The organism is Micromonospora violae (genome assembly GCF_004217135.1).
GTDB lineage: Bacteria > Actinomycetota > Actinomycetes > Mycobacteriales > Micromonosporaceae > Micromonospora > Micromonospora violae.
Genome location: NZ_SHKK01000001.1, coordinates 3,974,753 through 3,990,423, shown reverse-complemented (window position 1 = coordinate 3,990,423; position 15,671 = coordinate 3,974,753). Strand labels below are relative to the sequence as shown.

Genomic DNA, 15,671 nt, shown 5'->3' with positions numbered 1-15,671 from the left:
AAGTGGGGGGCCACCCCACTTATTTCGTGGGGAGGCATCATGGCTGTTCTCGTCATCGGCGCGACGGGCAAGCAGGGCGGGGCCACGGCCCGAGCCCTGCTCGACCGTGGTGTCCCGGTTCGCGCCCTGGTCCGTGATCCCGGCACCGCCGCCGCCCAGGCTCTGCGGGATCGGGGTGCCGAACTGGTCAAGGGCGACCTGGACGACGCCGACTCGCTGCTCGCCGCGGCGGAGGGGATGGACGGCCTCTTCTCCATCCCGTATCCGGACGTGACGAACATGCAGGGCGACGCCGAGGTGACCCGTGGCCGCAACGTCATCGAGGCGGCGCGCCGGGCCGGCGTGTCACACGTCGTGCACAGCAGCGTCTCGGGTGCCGGCGACTTCCACCGCAACCAGCCCGGATGGGCCGAGGGTCGGTGGGACACGCATTACTGGGAGAGCAAGGCGGCCATCGACGAGATGGTGCGCTCCGGTGGCTTCGCGCACTGGACCATCCTGAAGCCCTCGACCTTCATGGAGAACCTCCTCGGCTGGTCCTACCTCTTCGGTGACTGGTCCAGCGGCACGATCATCACCGGCTTCGCCGCGGACACGCGGATGCCGTGGATCGCGGTCGACGACATCGGCGAAGCGGCGGCGGTCGCGTTCACCAACCCGGGGAAGTTCGACGGCCTGGACGTCGAACTCGCCGGCGATCTGCTCACCATGACCGAGGTCGCGGCGATCCTGAGTGAGGTCACCGGCCGGGCGGTCACCGCTCCCGTGCTCACCCCGCAGGAGGCCGTCGAGCGCGGCCTGCTGCCCGCCATGGTCAAGACGGTCGAGCAGATCAACGAGAACGGGAGCCCGGCCCGTCCGGAGATGGCCCACGCTCTCGGCCTGTCCACCACCGACTTCCGCACGTGGGCGCGGCGGACGTTCTCCTGAGGCGCGGCCGGGTCGGGTGCGGGTCGGGCCGACCGCGGCGGGTTGGCGGTCAGGGGCGGGGGCGGTTGCGGTTTACCAGGGCCTGGTTGAGGCGGGTCAGTAGCCGGGCCAGGGTTTCCCGGTCATCGGTGGTCCAGTCGGCCAGCATGTCGCCGTAGAGCCGGGTGCGGGCGGCCTGCACGGCGGCCATCCGCTGTAGGCCGGCCGGGGTGGGGGAGATGACCGTGCCGCGGCCGTCGGAGGGGTCCGGCGTACGGGTGATCAGTCCGTCGCGCTGGAGCGCGGACACCTGTCGGGTGACTGTCGAACCGTCCAGGTTGAGCCGGGCGGCGAGCGCCGAGACGTTCTGCGGGCCGGCGTCGGCCAGGTGACGCAGGATGACGTACGCCGCCCGGTCCAGCACCCGGTGCTCGGCGGTGCCGGTGGCCCGCCGGGTGGCCTCACCGAAGCGCATCAGCAGGGCCACCTCGGTCTCGATCCGGCCGAGGGTGGTCTCGTCGTGGTCCTCGCTCATAGCTGTATGATACAGAATAAGTACCTGTAGCATACAGCTAATTGAGGAGTCGGAGTGGACCGGCGTTCCGAACCGAACCGCAGTGCCATCTACGCCACCACCCTGGTGGCCTTCCTCGCCATCGCCGGCATCGCCGTCGTCGACCCGATCCTGCCCGCCATCGGCGACGCCATCGGCGTCACCGCCTGGCAGGTCGAGCTGCTGTTCACCGCGTACATCGCGGTCATGGCCGTCGGCATGATCCCGGCGACCCTCGCCAGCGGCCGGTTCGGCTTCAAGCCGGTGCTCATCACCGGCGTCTCCGTGGTCGGCGTCGCCGCGATCCTCGCCTCGTTCAGCGACACCATCGTGCAGCTCTCCGTGCTGCGCGGCGTCTGGGGCCTGGGCAACGCGATGTTCTTCGCCACCGCCATGGTGGTGCTGGTCAACCTGGCCGTCGACCGGGAATGGGTGGTGGGCCTCTTCGAGACCGCCCTGGGCCTCGGCTTCGCCGTCGGACCACTGATCGGCGGCCTGCTCGGCGAGATCAGCTGGCGGCTGCCGTTCTTCGTCTGCGGCGTCTTCATGGTCCTCGCCCTCGCCGTGGCCTCCCGCAAACTGCGCGAACCCACCAACCGGCAGGCCCCGGTACGCGTCGGCCAGATCTTCGCCACCTACCGCCGCCCGGCGTTCATCGCCCTCTGCGCGGTCACCGCCGCCTACAACTTCGTGTTCTTCGTGGTGCTCGGCTACACCCCGCTCTTCCTCAAGCTGGACATCATCCCGCTGGGGCTCGCGTTCACCGGCTGGGGTCTCGGCCTGGCCACCGGCATCCTGGTGATCGGCCACCGGCTGGCCCACCGCATCGGCGCGGTGCAGACCGTCGGCGTGGCCATCGCCGGGCTGCTGGTCTGCATGGTCCTCTTCGCCACCTCCACCAGCACCGCCGAAGCGATCATCGTGCTGGTGCTCGCCGGACTCTGCATGGGAATGGCCAACGCCAACCTCACCGACCTGGCACTCGGCCTCGGCTCCAGCGACCGGCGCGTCGCCACCGGCGCGTTCAATCTGGTCCGCTGGGGCGCCGCCGCACCAGCGCCGATCATCTCCGGCAAGCTCGCCGAACACTCGCTGGCCCTGCCGTTCTGGGTCGGCTTCGGGGTGCTCGCCGTCGGCGTGCTCGTCTACCTGGCCTTCGCGCACGTGATGGCCGCCGGCTACGGCGAGCGGGTCCTCTGGTCCCGCTGGAACCGCGCCGCCGCCGACACCGAACACGAACCCGTCGGCGAAACCTACTGACCGCCAGGCGGGCTCAGTTCAGGGCGCGCCACAGCAGGTAGAGGCCGATCGTCGTACCGAACACCACGATCACCGTCTTGAGCACCACCGATGGCAGCCGACGGACCAGCCGGGCGCCCGCGTACCCCCCAATCAGGGTGGCCGGCGCGACCACCGCGACCGCCGCCCAGTTCAGCGGGCCGAACAGGGCGAACACCACCAGCGTCGTGCACCCCACCACCGCGGAGAGCAGATTCTTGATTGCGCTCACCCGGGCCAGGGTCGCGTCCAACACCAGGGCCAGCCCGGCCACCAGCATCACCCCGAGCGCCGCACCGAAGTACCCGCCGTACACCGCCCCCAGCGCGACCATCGTCTGCACCGCGACCGTCCGCTGGCGTGGCGACATATCCCGGGGGTGCCCGACCAGCCGGCGCAGCGGATCCTGAAAGGCCAGGACCGCGGTCGCCCCGAGGACCAGAAACGGTACGACCAGCTCGAACGCGCGGGCCGGGGTCGCCAACAGCAGCAACGCCCCGAGAATCGTGCCGACGATGGTGGTGGGCACCAGCGTGGCCAGCGCCCGGGGGCGTGGCAGGTCCTGCCGGCTGCCTGCCACGCTGGCCAGATAGCCAGGGAACACGGCGACGGAATTGCTGACATTCGCCGGCACCGGAGGCAACCCGACCGCGATCATCGCCGGAAAAGTGATCAGCGAACCGCCACCGGCCACCGCGTTGACCGTGCCAGCGGCGAGACCGGCGGCGAGCAGCAGCGCGGCGTGGGAGAGATCCATAGCCCCACGAGGCTAGCCGTCGCCTCGCGAGGAGGATTCGCCGGACCGCTCATGAGCTGCGCGATCTTGCCCAGGCGGGGCGGCAATACCGGCGGGGCGTCCGTCGTTAGGATGAAAGCGCGACGGACGAGTCGACCGGGCGGCCGCGTCGGCGGGCTTCGGCCCGCCGCCGAGGAACGTCCGGACTCCACAGGGCAGGGTGGTTGTTAACGGCAACCCGGGGCGACCCGCGGGACAGTGCCACAGAAAACAGACCGCCGACCCCAACGGGGACGGTAAGGGTGAAACGGTGGGGTAAGAGCCCACCAGCACCCCGGGTGACCGGGGTGGCTCGGTAAACCCCACCCGGAGCAAGGCCAAGCAAGGGCCGTCACCGCAAGATGACGACCCGGCGCAGACGCTTGAGGGCTGCCCGCCCGATGTCTGCGGGTAGGCCGCTAGAGCCTGTCGGCAACGGCAGGCCGAGATGGATGGCCGCCGCCGGCGCAAACCCCTTGTGGGTACGCGTCGCGCACAGAATCCGGCGTACAGGTCGACTCGTCCGTCGCCCGACAGCTCAGAGACCTGATCAAGGCTCGGAGCTGGTTCTATGTCTGGGCGTCGATGGTCGTTCTTGGTCAACTTTGGCCGGCGTTTGACGCCCTGGAGACGCCCTGAGCGCCGGCTCGCAGTGGCTCGGTGCTGCCGTATCTAGGAGAGCTTCGGACACTCCTCGGGAGCTTGCCTGCCGGGGCGCTTTCCACGCGGGCGACTTCGGCTTCCGGGATCTTCGCCACGAGGATCTCGAATCGGCCGGGGGCTGGGGACGGCCATGCGGTCACCGAAACCTCGCGGAGTTCCTCGGGGGACGCGTCGACCAGGACACCGAAGAGGTAGTGCCCGTTCTCCACGCTGAAGGCGTCCGCCCATAGGTTGATGAGGGCGCCGCTTCTGAGCTCGATGACCCAGTGGGATGGCGGGCCGGCGGATATCGCATGGCGTGTCAGCGTACTGGCGGCAGTGAGAACGGCGCCCACGACAGGTCGGTGGCAAGCCAGTCCCGGGGTTGGACTGGCGCGGCAGCCGGAAGCCCCGACCCCGCGACCAGGCCGACCCGCTGGCTTCCGTAGCGGCCTTCGTGGTCCCATCCGTGGATGGGGTGGGACGAGTGCTTGCCGGAGCTGCTGGCGCACCTGGGGGAGATGGGTCTGGTCGGGCTTGTCAAGATTGACGGGGAACGGGAGCACAAGCCCTGGACCGTGGTGATCTCGGGCGAGGGGCTTGATGGTGCGTCGATCAGAGTCGACGGCAACAGCCTTGACTACTGCCTGCGCCATGCGATCGCCGCGCTTCGTGAGCACTTCCCGGGCGAACTGGCTCTGGACTGAGGTCCGACCCTGGGCGGTGTCCCGGCGGCTGTCGGTGGCTTACCGCCCCGGCGCCGTAGGCGGCCGGGGCGGCTTGCCGCCGGCCGGGCTTGCCGCCCCGCACCGCGCGGAGCGCGGTGCCTTGATGCGGGGGAGAGCATCAAGGCACTTGCGTCGTACTCGGCCACGCCGACCCGGGGTTCACCCTCCGGGTCTACACGCACCTGATGCCGGCCAGTGAGGAGCGGACACGCAACGCGATCGACAGCTTGTTTCGGCCTGCGGCTGACGATTCGGATCCGCGCCCGTGACAGTGCCGCACCTGAACGTCAGACTCGTCCGCGTGGAATTCGTCGAGTTGGGCGCGGTCGCTGCCCCATCTGGTGTCCTGGTTCTCGCCATGGTTGGGCACCTCGACGACATCTGGCCGAGCATCGGGGAACGGCTTTCCGATCGTGCGGCGGCGGTTGCCGCCACCGGTGGTGGCCATATCCACGAATGGCTGTTCGAGGCGATTGCCGTACCTGTCGACACCGACCGTCGCCTTCCCGTGCTGGCGGCCACCCAGCCGTCGCCGTTCTTCGGCGAGACCGTCATCACGATGCTTGAGGTTCGTCTGGGCGGAGAAAGCGCCAACCGGTTGCTCGGCGACCTACCGGCCGACCGGTGCGGCATGGTCCTAGGCGACGCTGTCGCGCTCGATTCGTGGGTCGGCCTGTCCACGGAGCCGCCTACTGACTACGACAACTTCCGTCGGTCTGCCGCGAACCATCCGCTGCACGTCGGCCCGGTCGAGGTCGGTGGCTGCTCCGTCCTCGGCATCGGTTGGAACGAGGGTGATCACTCGATGCGCCATCGGGGAGAGCGGGCGGCGGGTCACGTCTACCCGGTGACGATCACCAATGGCCACTCGTCCGGGGCCGTTCTGCGGTGGGATGTCGACCCCGCCAAGGTTCGACCTGAGGCGGCGATCGGGCGACGTGATCCTTTCTGACGCCCTGACGACGCCCTGACGCCCTGGAGGCGCCCTGAGTGCCGGCTCAGCAAGCCTCGTGCCGGCTTGGCCGTTGCGCCAACGTGCGGGGGTGATCCGCCCATGGGCGAACTACAACTCGTGCCACTCTCCTGCCCGACGAAGATCACCCGTGCGGACGAACTCTTCGACAACCTGCCAGGCGCGGGCGAGGTTGAGAACGAAGTCCGCGGTGAAGTCGACCAGGTCGTCCAGCACCACTACTGCCGCATCTGCTTCCGCAGGCTCATTGGCGGCCAGGAGGGAAATGGAGGCCTCGTCCGTCATCAGATGGACGACCGCCGCAGAACCCGCGAACCCGAGCGTCAGCACAGGGAACACGGTGCTGCCCTGTACTTCGAGGTAGCCGCGCCCCTGGGCACGCAGTTCGTCGAACCGCTCGATGAGGCCGGCGACGTCCGACCGCTCCACCGGAGCGAACTTCCCTGACGTCGGAGACGTGGCGCTCCACGAAATGGTCACCGGGCAACCTCCTCGACGACCACGAGGGTACGGCTGCGGAGCGCGATCAGATTGGGTGTCTCCTGACGTGCCTCATCCCGGTGACCGGGTGACCCGGTGGCAAGCCAGTCCTGTAGGTGCCGCATGACTGGTACGACCGTCACCCCGCCGACCGTGGGGAGATCCCGGTTTCCCAGGACCGGCATATGTGGGACACGCATGTGGGACAGAGGTCGTAGGGTGCCACTGTGACCGAGTTCCGCCCGGTGAGGCTGGTGGCCATCTCGCTGGACTGTCCCGACCCGCAGCGGCTTGCCGACTTCTACCGGGCACTGCTTGGAGGCCGCCAGTTGTGGGCGAAGGAGTCCAGCGTCGGGATCGAGGTGCACGGGGCTGTGCTGGTAGCACAACACGTCGCCCGTTACGTCCCCCCAGTCTGGCCGGGAACGGCGATCGTGCACCTCGACTTCACCGCCGACGATCTCCGGATGGCTGAGGAGCGGGCGGTAGCGCTCGGGGCCGCGCTGCCGGAGCAGCCCGACCCTCGGTGGCGAGTGCTGCTCGATCCGGCCGGCCATCCGTTCTGCCTGACACCGTTCACACCGGACTCGGTGGCCTGACCGCTGATCCGCCACTTTGCTGCCCGCGCCCGCGCCCGCGCCCGCGCCCGCGCCCGCGGCCCACGCCGGCAGGGGATTGTCTTGATACCGGCGCAGTGGACGCCATGCTGGTGATGCCGGAAGTCGGTGCAGGTGATCAACCCATCTTCACGATGTAGCCCTCGTCTGCGCACGCCGTCTGCAACCCGGACACGTGTGTGCCCATTGGGCCCAGCAACGCCAACGCCCCACCGTTCTCACCGTCCGGCATCTGATCCACCTGCCAGGCGATGTCCATCAACGCCGTCCCATGCTCGCGGATCTTGTCGTACCGGGAGTCTTCGAAAATCTTGCGGGCTTCCCGATACTCGGCCTCGGTCATCTTGTCGTCGTCACCGGACGTCTTGGCGCTGCCATCGATGTTCTTGTCCTCGGCCATCGCCCTGCACGCGGCGATTCCCGAGTCCTCCTTGATGAACCGGTCGTACGCGGCCCACCCGCCAACACCGATGATGAGCACGGCGATGACCGCGGCACCGGCGACGATCAGCGGTGTGTGGCTCGGCTTAACCGGCGGTGTTGGTGTCTCCTGCCCGGGGTGCCCGTGCGTGTCGGCGGGCGGGTTGGGCCACTGCTGCGGCGCCGGGTAGGCGGGCGGGGCCTGCGGGTACGGCTGGGCGGCTTGCTGCTGCGGGTACTGGTCGGTCACGGTGTGCTCCCCACGTTGTGATCAACCGTTGATGCTGGTCGGCGCGGGTGCGGTGGGACGACGGTCTGTCGGGTTGGTGACTGCGGGTGTGGCTGGTCAGGGGATGCGACGTCGGCCCTTCACCGCCGCCGGGCCGTACTTTGGCTGACAACCGAGCCGCCCCGCACTCCCCGCATGGCCAGCGAATAGCCCTGGGGCGCGGGGATGGTCACTAACCGTCGTCAGTTTGTGACGTGGTTGGGGTCGCAGATTGACTCGGCGCTGCGACCTTCGGGGCATGACCGTTCAGGTGCTGATGAAGGCGCGGCGGATCATTGCTGTGCCGGTCGTTGCGATGGTCGTGCTGGCCGGGACGACGGTACGCCGTGCCGCGAGCCGCGACCTCGCCGACCGTGGTACGTCTGGAGGGGTTCCCACCCGATCCGGCCCCTGACCCGAACGCGGTCTTCCGGATGTACGGAGTCGCCAGTGACAGCAGCTTCACCTCGCGTTCGATGACCTTCCGGCTCGCTGAGGTGGAAAGTCTGCGGCCCGGATCGGTGCTGATCACCGACATCGTGGACGGCGGCGAGGAGCAGCGGAGTGTGGCCATCGAGGAGTTCGCGAGCCTCGGAAGGGACGCATGCTGACCCGCGCTGGTGGGCTGATCCCTCTGGACCGCGTCTGCGCCCTGTCTCCCGGTGATCGTGAAGAAAGGACGAGGGCGCGTGTCGGCCACCGGACGTCGGTCACGGCCGGTTGGCATTCCGGATATCCGCCGCCTGCCGCCGGGTCTGATGGCACCCTGAACCCGGGGAGTGCGGTCGCGAACCCGGGAGAGGCGGCATCGGGATCACGGTGAACGGTTTCTGATGCGTACCGTGTTGATCGTGTTGATCGTGTTGGCCGTGCTGGCGGCGGCCGTGGTCGTGGACCTGGCCTCCGGCGTGCTGGTTCGCCGGGTGGCCCGTGGCCGCTACAAGTGGCTGTTGGAGCCGCTGCGGCTCGCCTGTCGCCGCCCGGCAGCCACGGTCCTGCTGGTCGGGGCGCTGTACTACGCGCTGCCGCCCGGACTGGCCGGGTGGCCGCGTCATCTGCGGCACGCCATTCTGCTGGTCCTGATCGCCGTCGGTGCGTGGTTGGTGGTCAGGGCACTGCACGTCGCCGAAGCGGTCGCGTTCAGCCGGCTGCCGGGCGACTTGGCCACGAGCCGGCGGGTCCGGCGGGCCAGGACCCAGATCCGTCCGGTGCGGCGGCTCACCGTGGCTGTTGTCACGGTCCTCGCGATCGGTCTGATCCTGATCACCTTCCGGCCGGTACGCCTCTTCGGCATCTCGATTCTGACCTCGGCCGGGGTGGTCGGCGCGGTGATCGGCCTCTCCGCCCGAACCGCGCTCGGTAACGCGTTCGCCGGCATCCAGGTCGCCTTCGCCGACGGCCTACACGTCGGCGATGTGCTGGTGGTGGACGGCGAATGGGGCCGGGTCGAGGAGGTGAAGCTGACCAACGTGGTGATCCGGCTCTGGGACGAACGGATACTCATCCTGCCGACCACGTACTTCACCGAGCGGCCGTTTCAGAACTGGACCCGCGACGAGTCGCGGGTGATCGGCAAGATCCAGATTCATGTCGACCACACCGCGGACCTGAACGACCTGCGCCAGGAGGCGCGCCGACTGGTCGAGTCCTCACCGCTGTGGGATCGAGACCGGTGGGTGCTCCAGATGGTCGACGCCACCCCACAGACCGTGGTCATCCAGGTGCAGGCCTCGGCCGCCGACGGCGCCAGCGCCTGGGACCTGCGCTGCGACCTGCGCGAGGGACTGATCCGCTACCTACGCGACCAGCACCCCCAGTGGCTACCCCGCACCCGCAGCCAGTACCAGCCCTGAGCTGCGGGTGCCGACCTGGCGCGGGAAGCCGCCACGGACCTCGCTGACCGGCTCCGCAATCGGGTCCGGGAGGTCGACTGGGCGGTACGTTTGCAGGTGGCGCGGCTCGTTGACGTGCCGGCCGACCTCGGCCAGCTCATCGAGGCTGCCCGGCGCCGGATGCTGGCCGAGGGCTGGAGTCTGGTCCTCTGCGTGACGGACCTGCCGTTGGAGACCGCGCGGCGGCCCGTGGTCGCGCACGCCAGCCCCACCCATGGCGTCGCGGTCCTTTCCATGCCCGCGCTCGGCCCTGTCGCCGTGGCCCGGCGGATGGCCGAGGCCGGGGACCGGCTCGTCGCGGCACTGCTCGGCGATACCGACGCGGTCGACGACCCGGTACGGACCGGCCCGCGCCGTCGGCGCCTGACCATCGGACGGCGAGCCCGGGAACTCGGCGCGGGCGTGAACCCCCAGGCATCCGGCATCGCGCTGCTGGCCGGGGTGATCGGCGGCAACCTGCGGTTGCTGCTCGGCATGCTCCGGGCCAACCGGCCGTGGCGGCTGGCCGTCCGGCTCTCTCGCGGCGATGCTCGGTCGCTACAGGTCCTGACGCAACCCAGATTCGCCCTGCCAGCGTGTCCACACGACGGGCTCCCCACTCGGGGCCGGCCAGACCTGCACGCGCAGCCGCTCCATCGTCTGCGGGGCCTCGTCGGAGTCGATCCCCAAGCGCTCCGCCTCGGCGAGGTTGCTGCTCGCTGCCCGGACACGAACGGGCCCCACCGGCACCTGGATCCTCACGGCATCCGGCTCGTAGTCGGTGCAACCCATGACCACGAGGAGGCCCGACCGAACCTGCATGCTCCCCTCGACCACATGGTCGTAGTCGGTGAAGTCGTCGGCGGGCGGGGCGTCCAACACGTCGACTCGCACCGCCACCGTGACATTTACCGACGTCCCGATGGCTATCGCGTCGTCGACCACGGCCAGGCGGTCGACAACCGCCTGATCGGTCCACGCCCCACTCAGATCGCCCGTTGACCCCTCATCGCTCAGGTGGATCTGGTGGTAGTCCGCGAACAGTTCCACGTCCAACGAATCCACGCTCGCTCCTTCACGGATTCATCTGTGACGGACTATCAGACCGGGTCTGCGATCCGTCGACTACGAGGGGAGCGGCCCCGGCGAGAGCTTTGACCGTCACCGTGGGTGTCGGAAGGACGCATGCTGACCAGCGCTGATGGGCTGATCCGCCCGGACCGGCTCGGCACTTGCCTACCGGCCATTGGGTCAGCGCGCGGTGGTTATGACCGCTCGGTGATCTGAGCGACGAACGCCCGCCAGGCCGCCGGACCGAAGGTCAGGGCCGGGCCGGCAGGGTCCTTGCTGTCCCGCACGCCGACGACGCCGGGCAGGTTGTCAGCGACCTCGACGCAGTTGCCTCCGGACGAGCCGCTACGCCGGGACTTGCGCCAGATGGCGTTAGTGAGATCCATGATGGCTGTGCACTTCCTTCATCAGCTCGTTGGACTGTCGGCGCGGGAGTGCTTCGTTCCTCACGTTCTCCCACCTCGTCTGAAGAGTATGTAGTTCATCTTCGTTATCGACCACGATCCCGCCCAGCTGATTTTCGAGGTGCCCGACCCAGGACCCGTCGCCGGCCCGGGCCAGTGCGAATGGCCCGGACAGCCCGATGTGCAGACCGACACCGGCTGGGATCACGTGGATGTGGACGTGGGGCAGCTCGGCGACGGTGATGAGGTGGGCGACCTGCTCGGCCATGATGCCGGCGTGCTCGTCACCGGCCCGGCGAAGCGTGGACTCATCAAGCACGGCCACCACCTGCGGTGGCGTGTCACCGGTCAGGATCTTGTGTCGGCTCATCCGAGCGCTGACCTGTTGGTCGACCTCCGTGGCGGACATGAGGTCGTTCAAGCGCATCACGACGTGGGCGTAATTCTCGGTCTGGAGTAGGCCCGGAATCAGTAGTGGCTCGAACAGACGAAGCTGTCGCGCGCCGCGCTCGGCGTCCAGCCACGGCAGAAACCACGACGGCGCGCCGAGTTTCACCACCAGGCGTCCGAACAACCCGTCGTTGTTGAAGGCCCGGTCAGCGCCCTTGATGAAGTCGATCGTCAGTGCCCGGGTGCCGCTCTCCACGGCGCTGACGTGCGAGGCGCTGAAACCCGCTGCTCGGCCGAACGACTCCTGCGTCATCCCGGACGCTCCGCGAGCGCGGCGGATCTCGCTCACGATGAAGTCCGCGAGAGGACTCGGCGCGTCAGCCATACAACGCTCCTCAAATCGGAGATCGACTACCCGAGGTGCCCCACGTCGCGGCCCTGTTAGGCCAGGTCACCCCGGATGCCGTGAGCACCTTCCGAGCGTAGTGGCCTACACAGCAGAGTGTCACCAGGCGGCGCGGCTGGCAGGCCCACGAGATCTGACGGTCGCGTTCGTAGCGGGGCCGCTCCCGACGGGCGAGCACTCACGGGAGCGGCCCTTCCCAACGGCACCAAAGGGGGAGACCGTGCCCGACGACAAACCCGAAAAGCACAATTCAAAACCGGCAAGCCTGCCGTACGCGAGCTGCGCTGTCGCGTACCCATGGGGGTTGCGGTGATCGGGAAGATGACGGCCGGCGACGTGGTCTGCCTGACCGCCGCGGCGAGCGTGCAGTTCCTGCGCCCGATCTTCGCGCGCGTCATCCGCGAGTTGCCCGATCGGCACACGTACCACGGGTGGGTGTGGATTGAGGGTTACCAGCTGAACGCGGCGGGCGACGCGGTGGCGCGGCGCGAGTTGTACGTGCTGCGTGCGGGCGTGCGGTTGCAGGCCCTGCCGGTCAAAAGGCGGCGACGCCCGGTGCGGGTCGGATGACCGCGCGTCCTCGCCCGCACCTGCCGATGCGCCCGGCGCGGCTGTTGAGCGGCCTGCGCCCGCTGTGCCGATCCGCACCCCGGCCGAGGGCTGGGCCACCCGGCCGGGGTGCGGATCTGTGGAAGCCAGCCCCGCAGGGCCGGCGGCCGTCAGTGCTTCTTGAACACCGGCATGGTGTCCAGCGTGGTGGTGATGTTCTGCGTGGTGCCGCCCTGGTACGTCTTCCCGGTGAAGATGTCGGTCCAGGTGTTGCCCGGCGGGAACCACACCGACGTGGTGGCGGTGGTGCCGGGCGTCGTCACGGGTGCCACCAGGTAGTCCGGGCCGTAGAGGTACTGGGAACCGGCGGTGGCGTACGCGGCCTGCTCATTCGGGTACGCCAGGTACATCGACCGGACGATGGGCGTACCCGTGCGGGTGGCCTCCTTGGCGGCGGCGTAGGTGTATGGCTGCAGTTCCTTGCGCAGGTTCAGGAACTTCTTGGCCGACGCGTTCGCCTCCGGGCCGTACTGCCAGGGCAGCCGGTCGCTGTGGTTGGAGTGCAGCCGGTCGATCGGTTGGAACGTGCCGAACTGCACCCACCGGGCGTAGAGGTCGTCGGGCAGCTTCGTGCTGCCCGGCTCGGTGCCCGGCTCCTGCAGGCCGCCGGTGTGCCCGCCGATGTCGTGGCTGACCGCGGCCAGCCCGGTCGCTGCGGACTCGCCCGGCGTGTAGCCGACCTCCATCTGAAGGGTCGACCAGTCGGAGGTGGTGTCGCCGGTGAAGTGCAGCGTGGTGCGCTTGTCGGCCCACGGTCCGGTCGCCACCGGGGTCGGGCTGCCGTAGCCGCCGGCCTGCAACGATCCGTACGCCCGGGAGAACGCGAAGCCGGTCTTGTCGGCGTACTGCTGGTTGATCCAGGCGTCCCCGGTCACCCCGGCGAGCGACGACTTCGTGTTGTCGCAGCACCAGTCCAGCCACCACAGGTCCGGGCCCTTGCTGCCCTTGGGCAGCATCTCGTCGTGCAGCTGCAGGTATGCCTTGAGCTGGTCCGGGTCACCGAAGTCGAACGTGTAGCAGTCCGGGCCGCCGTTGCAGCCGACGCGTTGCAGCTTGCCCTTCGCGGTGGCCTGCGCCTTGGCGAACTTCGGGTCCGAGCCGAGGATGCTCGGGTGGATGTTGATGCCGGTGTGCAGGCCCTGCTTCTTGGCCCACTGGAAGAACGCCTTCGGGTCGGGGATCCGGGTGGGGTCGATGCTCCAGCCGTTCCACTTGTCCGGGGACTTGACGTCGGTGTCGAGGACGAGCACGTCCAGTGGCATGCCCTCGGTCTTGGCCCGGGCGACCAGGTTCTGGAACTCGGTGGCGGTGCGGTCGTAGTACTCGGAGTACCACACCCCGTACGCCCACTCGGGCAGCAGCTTCGTCGGCCCGGTCAGGGTCGACAGGTCCTGCAAGGCGCGGGTGAAGTCCTGCCCGTACGCGAAGACGTAGCCGTCCTGTTCGGGGGCGGGCCGGGGCTTGGTGTTGCTCAGGGCCGAGGCCGAGTCGTCGAGCAGGTACCAGCCGTCCTGGTAGAGCAGGCCCGGGGCGGTGAGCGCGGCACCGGTCACGCCGTCCAGGCCCCGGCGGTAGCCGCCGAGCGGCGCGTGCGGGGCAAGCAGCGGGGAGTCCTTGCCCGTGACGGCGACCGTGTCGATGTTGACGTTGCAGCTGGCGTCCGTGGGGCAGCCCAGGCTCACCGTGTTGGTGCCACGGTCGAGGTGGACCGGAACGGAGACGGTGTTCCAGTAGTCCCACCCGCTGGTCGGCGGAAGGGTCGCCGTGACCGGCGCCGCCGTCCCGGCCGTGACCGACATGGTGCGCGCCTGGCTCGGCTGGGCGCCGGCCTGGCCGTTGGCGTACCGGATCTGCACCTGGTAGTCACCTGCGGCCGGAACATCCGTCACGGTGAGCGCGACAGCGGACGTGGTGCTCTCCAGGCCGGCCAGGAATCCCGTACCGGAGGCGCCGTTGTGGTCGTTCGCGGGCTTCGCGCCACCGGTGAGCGCGCCGGTTTCGGCCTCACCCAGCGTGCCGAACCGCAGTGACTGCGGCTGGGGTGCGGCCGGCGCCGGGTACGCGTCACCCGGGTTGACCACCGCGAGGCTGTCGATGTTCACGTTGCCGGAGTCGTTGGGGCCCCGCACGACGCTGATCTCGTGGCGGCCCGCGGCGAGGTCGACCGGCACGTCGGCCAGCGCCCAGGTGTCCCAGTTCGCGGTGGGCGGCAGCGTCAGCGTGTGGCCGGCGACGCCGTCGACCTGCACCGTCAGGGTGCGGGCCACGTTCTGCCCGTCGCCGCCGGTGCTGTTGGCGTAGCGAACGGTGAGCTGCTTCGTGCCGGCTTCCGGCGCGTCGAGCGCAAAGGTGACCGAGTCGCCGGACGAGGCGAAACCGGCAGCGAAGCCGCGCCCGGTGTGTCCCTGGTGGTCGGTGGCCACGCCGGGACCGTTCAGCTGTAGCGCCTCGGCCTCGCAGAGCGCGCCGAACGTGCAGGCCGGCGCGGTGTGGCCGGCCCAGGGCTGGCCCTGAACGAGCTGCTTGCCGGCCTTGAGCTGCACGGTCAGGTTGTCGGCGGTGAACGCCCCCGAGCCGACCTGATAACGCAGCGTCATCGCGCCGGTGTCGATGGTGAGCCAGCCGTTCTCGACGTGCTGGGTGAAACGCGTACGGGGGAAGTCGTCGCGCCCGATGGCGTTGAAGGTGGCGGCGTCGGTGAACGTGCCGTCCTTCTGGTACTCGGTGCGGATCAGGGTCGGGGACAGCACCTCGAAACGTGCGTTGCCCGACCGAACGGCCCCGTCTTTCGCCTTGTCGCGGCCGGCCTGGGCCGGCGCGGACGGAGCGAGCGCCAGCCCCGTGACGAGAATGCCGAGTGTGGCGGCGGCGGTCGCACGGCGGCGCGGTGAGTGCCGATAGAGCAAGATGCGCTCCTCGTCTCATATGGAGGAAATGAGTCGATGACAACGCTGTCACTCGCCGGAAACACCTGTCAACGGGCCTTGGAGGGTGTCCCTTCTCTCTTTCGTCGGCGGCCGTACTCGTCCGGCAGTCGGCGACGAGCACGGGTCGCAGTGGGGTGAGGAAGGCGTCGCGGTCCGTGGTCGGACTGTGGCATGGTGCGGTCGTGGGTGAGACGGGGCGCCGCGCTGGTGTCGATGGCCACTGCGTCGCTCACGGTCGTTGACACGTACCCGGAACCAGGTTCGGCTGGTTGTCGGATCGGGACCCTCGCTGGTCGTCTGGTTGGTGAAGGCGCATCACCCGCCTCGTGCCGTAGACCGTTGTTGGAGGA

Annotated in this window: 18 protein-coding genes, 1 other RNA gene and 1 pseudogene; 12 read left to right on the top strand and 8 right to left on the bottom strand. The window is 69.1% G+C overall.

Annotation, left to right across the window (positions count from 1 at the left end; translation table 11 throughout):
• Positions 1-39 precede the first annotated feature (39 nt).
• Positions 40-930, top strand: a complete 891-nt coding sequence (locus EV382_RS17545; RefSeq protein WP_130403276.1) for an NmrA/HSCARG family protein — start codon at positions 40-42, stop codon at positions 928-930.
• Positions 931-979: 49 nt separating this feature from the next.
• Here EV382_RS17545 and EV382_RS17540 read toward each other — a convergent pair whose 3' ends face one another.
• Entirely contained in the window at positions 980-1,444 is a 465-nt protein-coding gene (locus EV382_RS17540) for a MarR family winged helix-turn-helix transcriptional regulator (protein ID WP_130403274.1), read from the bottom strand.
• 54 nt (positions 1,445-1,498) lie between these two features.
• Here EV382_RS17540 and EV382_RS17535 point away from each other — a divergent pair, with 54 nt between their 5' ends.
• Positions 1,499-2,722, top strand: a complete 1,224-nt coding sequence (locus tag EV382_RS17535) for an MFS transporter (RefSeq protein WP_130403272.1) — start codon at positions 1,499-1,501, stop codon at positions 2,720-2,722.
• Between the two features lie 13 nt (positions 2,723-2,735).
• On the opposite strand, the gene EV382_RS17530 is transcribed toward EV382_RS17535, so the two are convergent.
• Positions 2,736-3,497, bottom strand: coding sequence for a sulfite exporter TauE/SafE family protein (locus EV382_RS17530; protein WP_130403270.1), 762 nt, complete (start codon positions 3,495-3,497; stop codon positions 2,736-2,738).
• Positions 3,498-3,624: 127 nt separating this feature from the next.
• On the opposite strand from EV382_RS17530, the gene rnpB reads away from it, so the two are divergent.
• The 4 genes and pseudogenes from rnpB (at position 3,625) to EV382_RS17505 (ending at position 5,837) form a co-directional block, all read left to right on the top strand.
• Positions 3,625-4,041: RNase P RNA component class A (gene rnpB, locus EV382_RS17525), an RNA gene on the top strand.
• 607 nt (positions 4,042-4,648) lie between these two features.
• Positions 4,649-4,864: a hypothetical protein gene (locus EV382_RS17515; RefSeq protein WP_244236739.1), complete on the top strand. Its 216-nt coding sequence runs from the start codon at positions 4,649-4,651 to the stop codon at positions 4,862-4,864.
• A 120-nt stretch (positions 4,865-4,984) separates the two neighbouring features.
• Positions 4,985-5,154 (top strand): annotated as a pseudogene (locus tag EV382_RS34085) (site-specific integrase); the annotation flags it as partial.
• Positions 5,155-5,186: 32 nt separating this feature from the next.
• Positions 5,187-5,837 (top strand): hypothetical protein, encoded by a 651-nt coding sequence (locus EV382_RS17505; protein WP_208758439.1) that lies wholly within the window; start codon positions 5,187-5,189, stop codon positions 5,835-5,837.
• Positions 5,838-5,948: 111 nt separating this feature from the next.
• Here the strand turns inward: EV382_RS17505 and EV382_RS17500 are convergent, their stop codons facing one another.
• On the bottom strand, positions 5,949-6,338 hold the full coding sequence (locus EV382_RS17500; protein WP_244236738.1) for a hypothetical protein: 390 nt from the start codon (positions 6,336-6,338) through the stop codon (positions 5,949-5,951).
• Positions 6,335-6,481 (bottom strand): hypothetical protein, encoded by a 147-nt coding sequence (locus EV382_RS32800; protein WP_165435814.1) that lies wholly within the window; start codon positions 6,479-6,481, stop codon positions 6,335-6,337. Before EV382_RS32800 ends, EV382_RS17500 begins: the two co-directional genes overlap by 4 nt.
• An 84-nt stretch (positions 6,482-6,565) precedes the next feature.
• Here EV382_RS32800 and EV382_RS17495 point away from each other — a divergent pair, with 84 nt between their 5' ends.
• Positions 6,566-6,937: a VOC family protein gene (locus EV382_RS17495; RefSeq protein ID WP_130403266.1), complete on the top strand. Its 372-nt coding sequence runs from the start codon at positions 6,566-6,568 to the stop codon at positions 6,935-6,937.
• Positions 6,938-7,073: 136 nt separating this feature from the next.
• Here the strand turns inward: EV382_RS17495 and EV382_RS17490 are convergent, their stop codons facing one another.
• Positions 7,074-7,625: a hypothetical protein gene (locus EV382_RS17490; protein WP_130403264.1), complete on the bottom strand. Its 552-nt coding sequence runs from the start codon at positions 7,623-7,625 to the stop codon at positions 7,074-7,076.
• A gap of 277 nt (positions 7,626-7,902) precedes the next feature.
• Here EV382_RS17490 and EV382_RS32795 point away from each other — a divergent pair, with 277 nt between their 5' ends.
• The 4 genes from EV382_RS32795 (at position 7,903) to EV382_RS32785 (ending at position 10,516) form a co-directional block, all read left to right on the top strand.
• Positions 7,903-8,058 (top strand): hypothetical protein, encoded by a 156-nt coding sequence (locus EV382_RS32795; protein WP_165435813.1) that lies wholly within the window; start codon positions 7,903-7,905, stop codon positions 8,056-8,058.
• Between the two features lie 19 nt (positions 8,059-8,077).
• Complete coding sequence (locus tag EV382_RS32790) at positions 8,078-8,254, top strand: hypothetical protein (RefSeq protein WP_165435812.1); 177 nt, start codon at positions 8,078-8,080, stop codon at positions 8,252-8,254.
• Between the two features lie 222 nt (positions 8,255-8,476).
• Positions 8,477-9,496 (top strand): mechanosensitive ion channel family protein, encoded by a 1,020-nt coding sequence (locus EV382_RS17485; protein WP_130403262.1) that lies wholly within the window; start codon positions 8,477-8,479, stop codon positions 9,494-9,496.
• A 114-nt stretch (positions 9,497-9,610) separates the two neighbouring features.
• A complete protein-coding gene (locus tag EV382_RS32785; protein WP_165435811.1) occupies positions 9,611-10,516 on the top strand; it encodes a hypothetical protein in 906 nt (301 codons plus the stop codon).
• Between the two features lie 263 nt (positions 10,517-10,779).
• Here EV382_RS32785 and EV382_RS17475 read toward each other — a convergent pair whose 3' ends face one another.
• Both EV382_RS17475 and EV382_RS17470 read right to left on the bottom strand, forming a co-directional pair.
• A complete protein-coding gene (locus EV382_RS17475; RefSeq protein ID WP_130403258.1) occupies positions 10,780-10,971 on the bottom strand; it encodes a DUF397 domain-containing protein in 192 nt (63 codons plus the stop codon).
• On the bottom strand, positions 10,958-11,764 hold the full coding sequence (locus EV382_RS17470) for a helix-turn-helix domain-containing protein (RefSeq protein WP_130403256.1): 807 nt from the start codon (positions 11,762-11,764) through the stop codon (positions 10,958-10,960). The genes EV382_RS17475 and EV382_RS17470 overlap by 14 nt, the downstream gene beginning before the upstream one ends.
• 330 nt (positions 11,765-12,094) lie before the next feature.
• On the opposite strand from EV382_RS17470, the gene EV382_RS17465 reads away from it, so the two are divergent.
• Positions 12,095-12,355: a hypothetical protein gene (locus tag EV382_RS17465; RefSeq protein ID WP_425271907.1), complete on the top strand. Its 261-nt coding sequence runs from the start codon at positions 12,095-12,097 to the stop codon at positions 12,353-12,355.
• A 149-nt stretch (positions 12,356-12,504) separates the two neighbouring features.
• Here EV382_RS17465 and EV382_RS17460 read toward each other — a convergent pair whose 3' ends face one another.
• Positions 12,505-15,300 carry a TIM-barrel domain-containing protein gene (locus EV382_RS17460; RefSeq protein WP_130403254.1) on the bottom strand — a complete coding sequence of 932 codons (2,796 nt, stop codon included), beginning with the start codon at positions 15,298-15,300 and terminating at the stop codon, positions 12,505-12,507.
• Positions 15,301-15,671 lie beyond the last annotated feature (371 nt).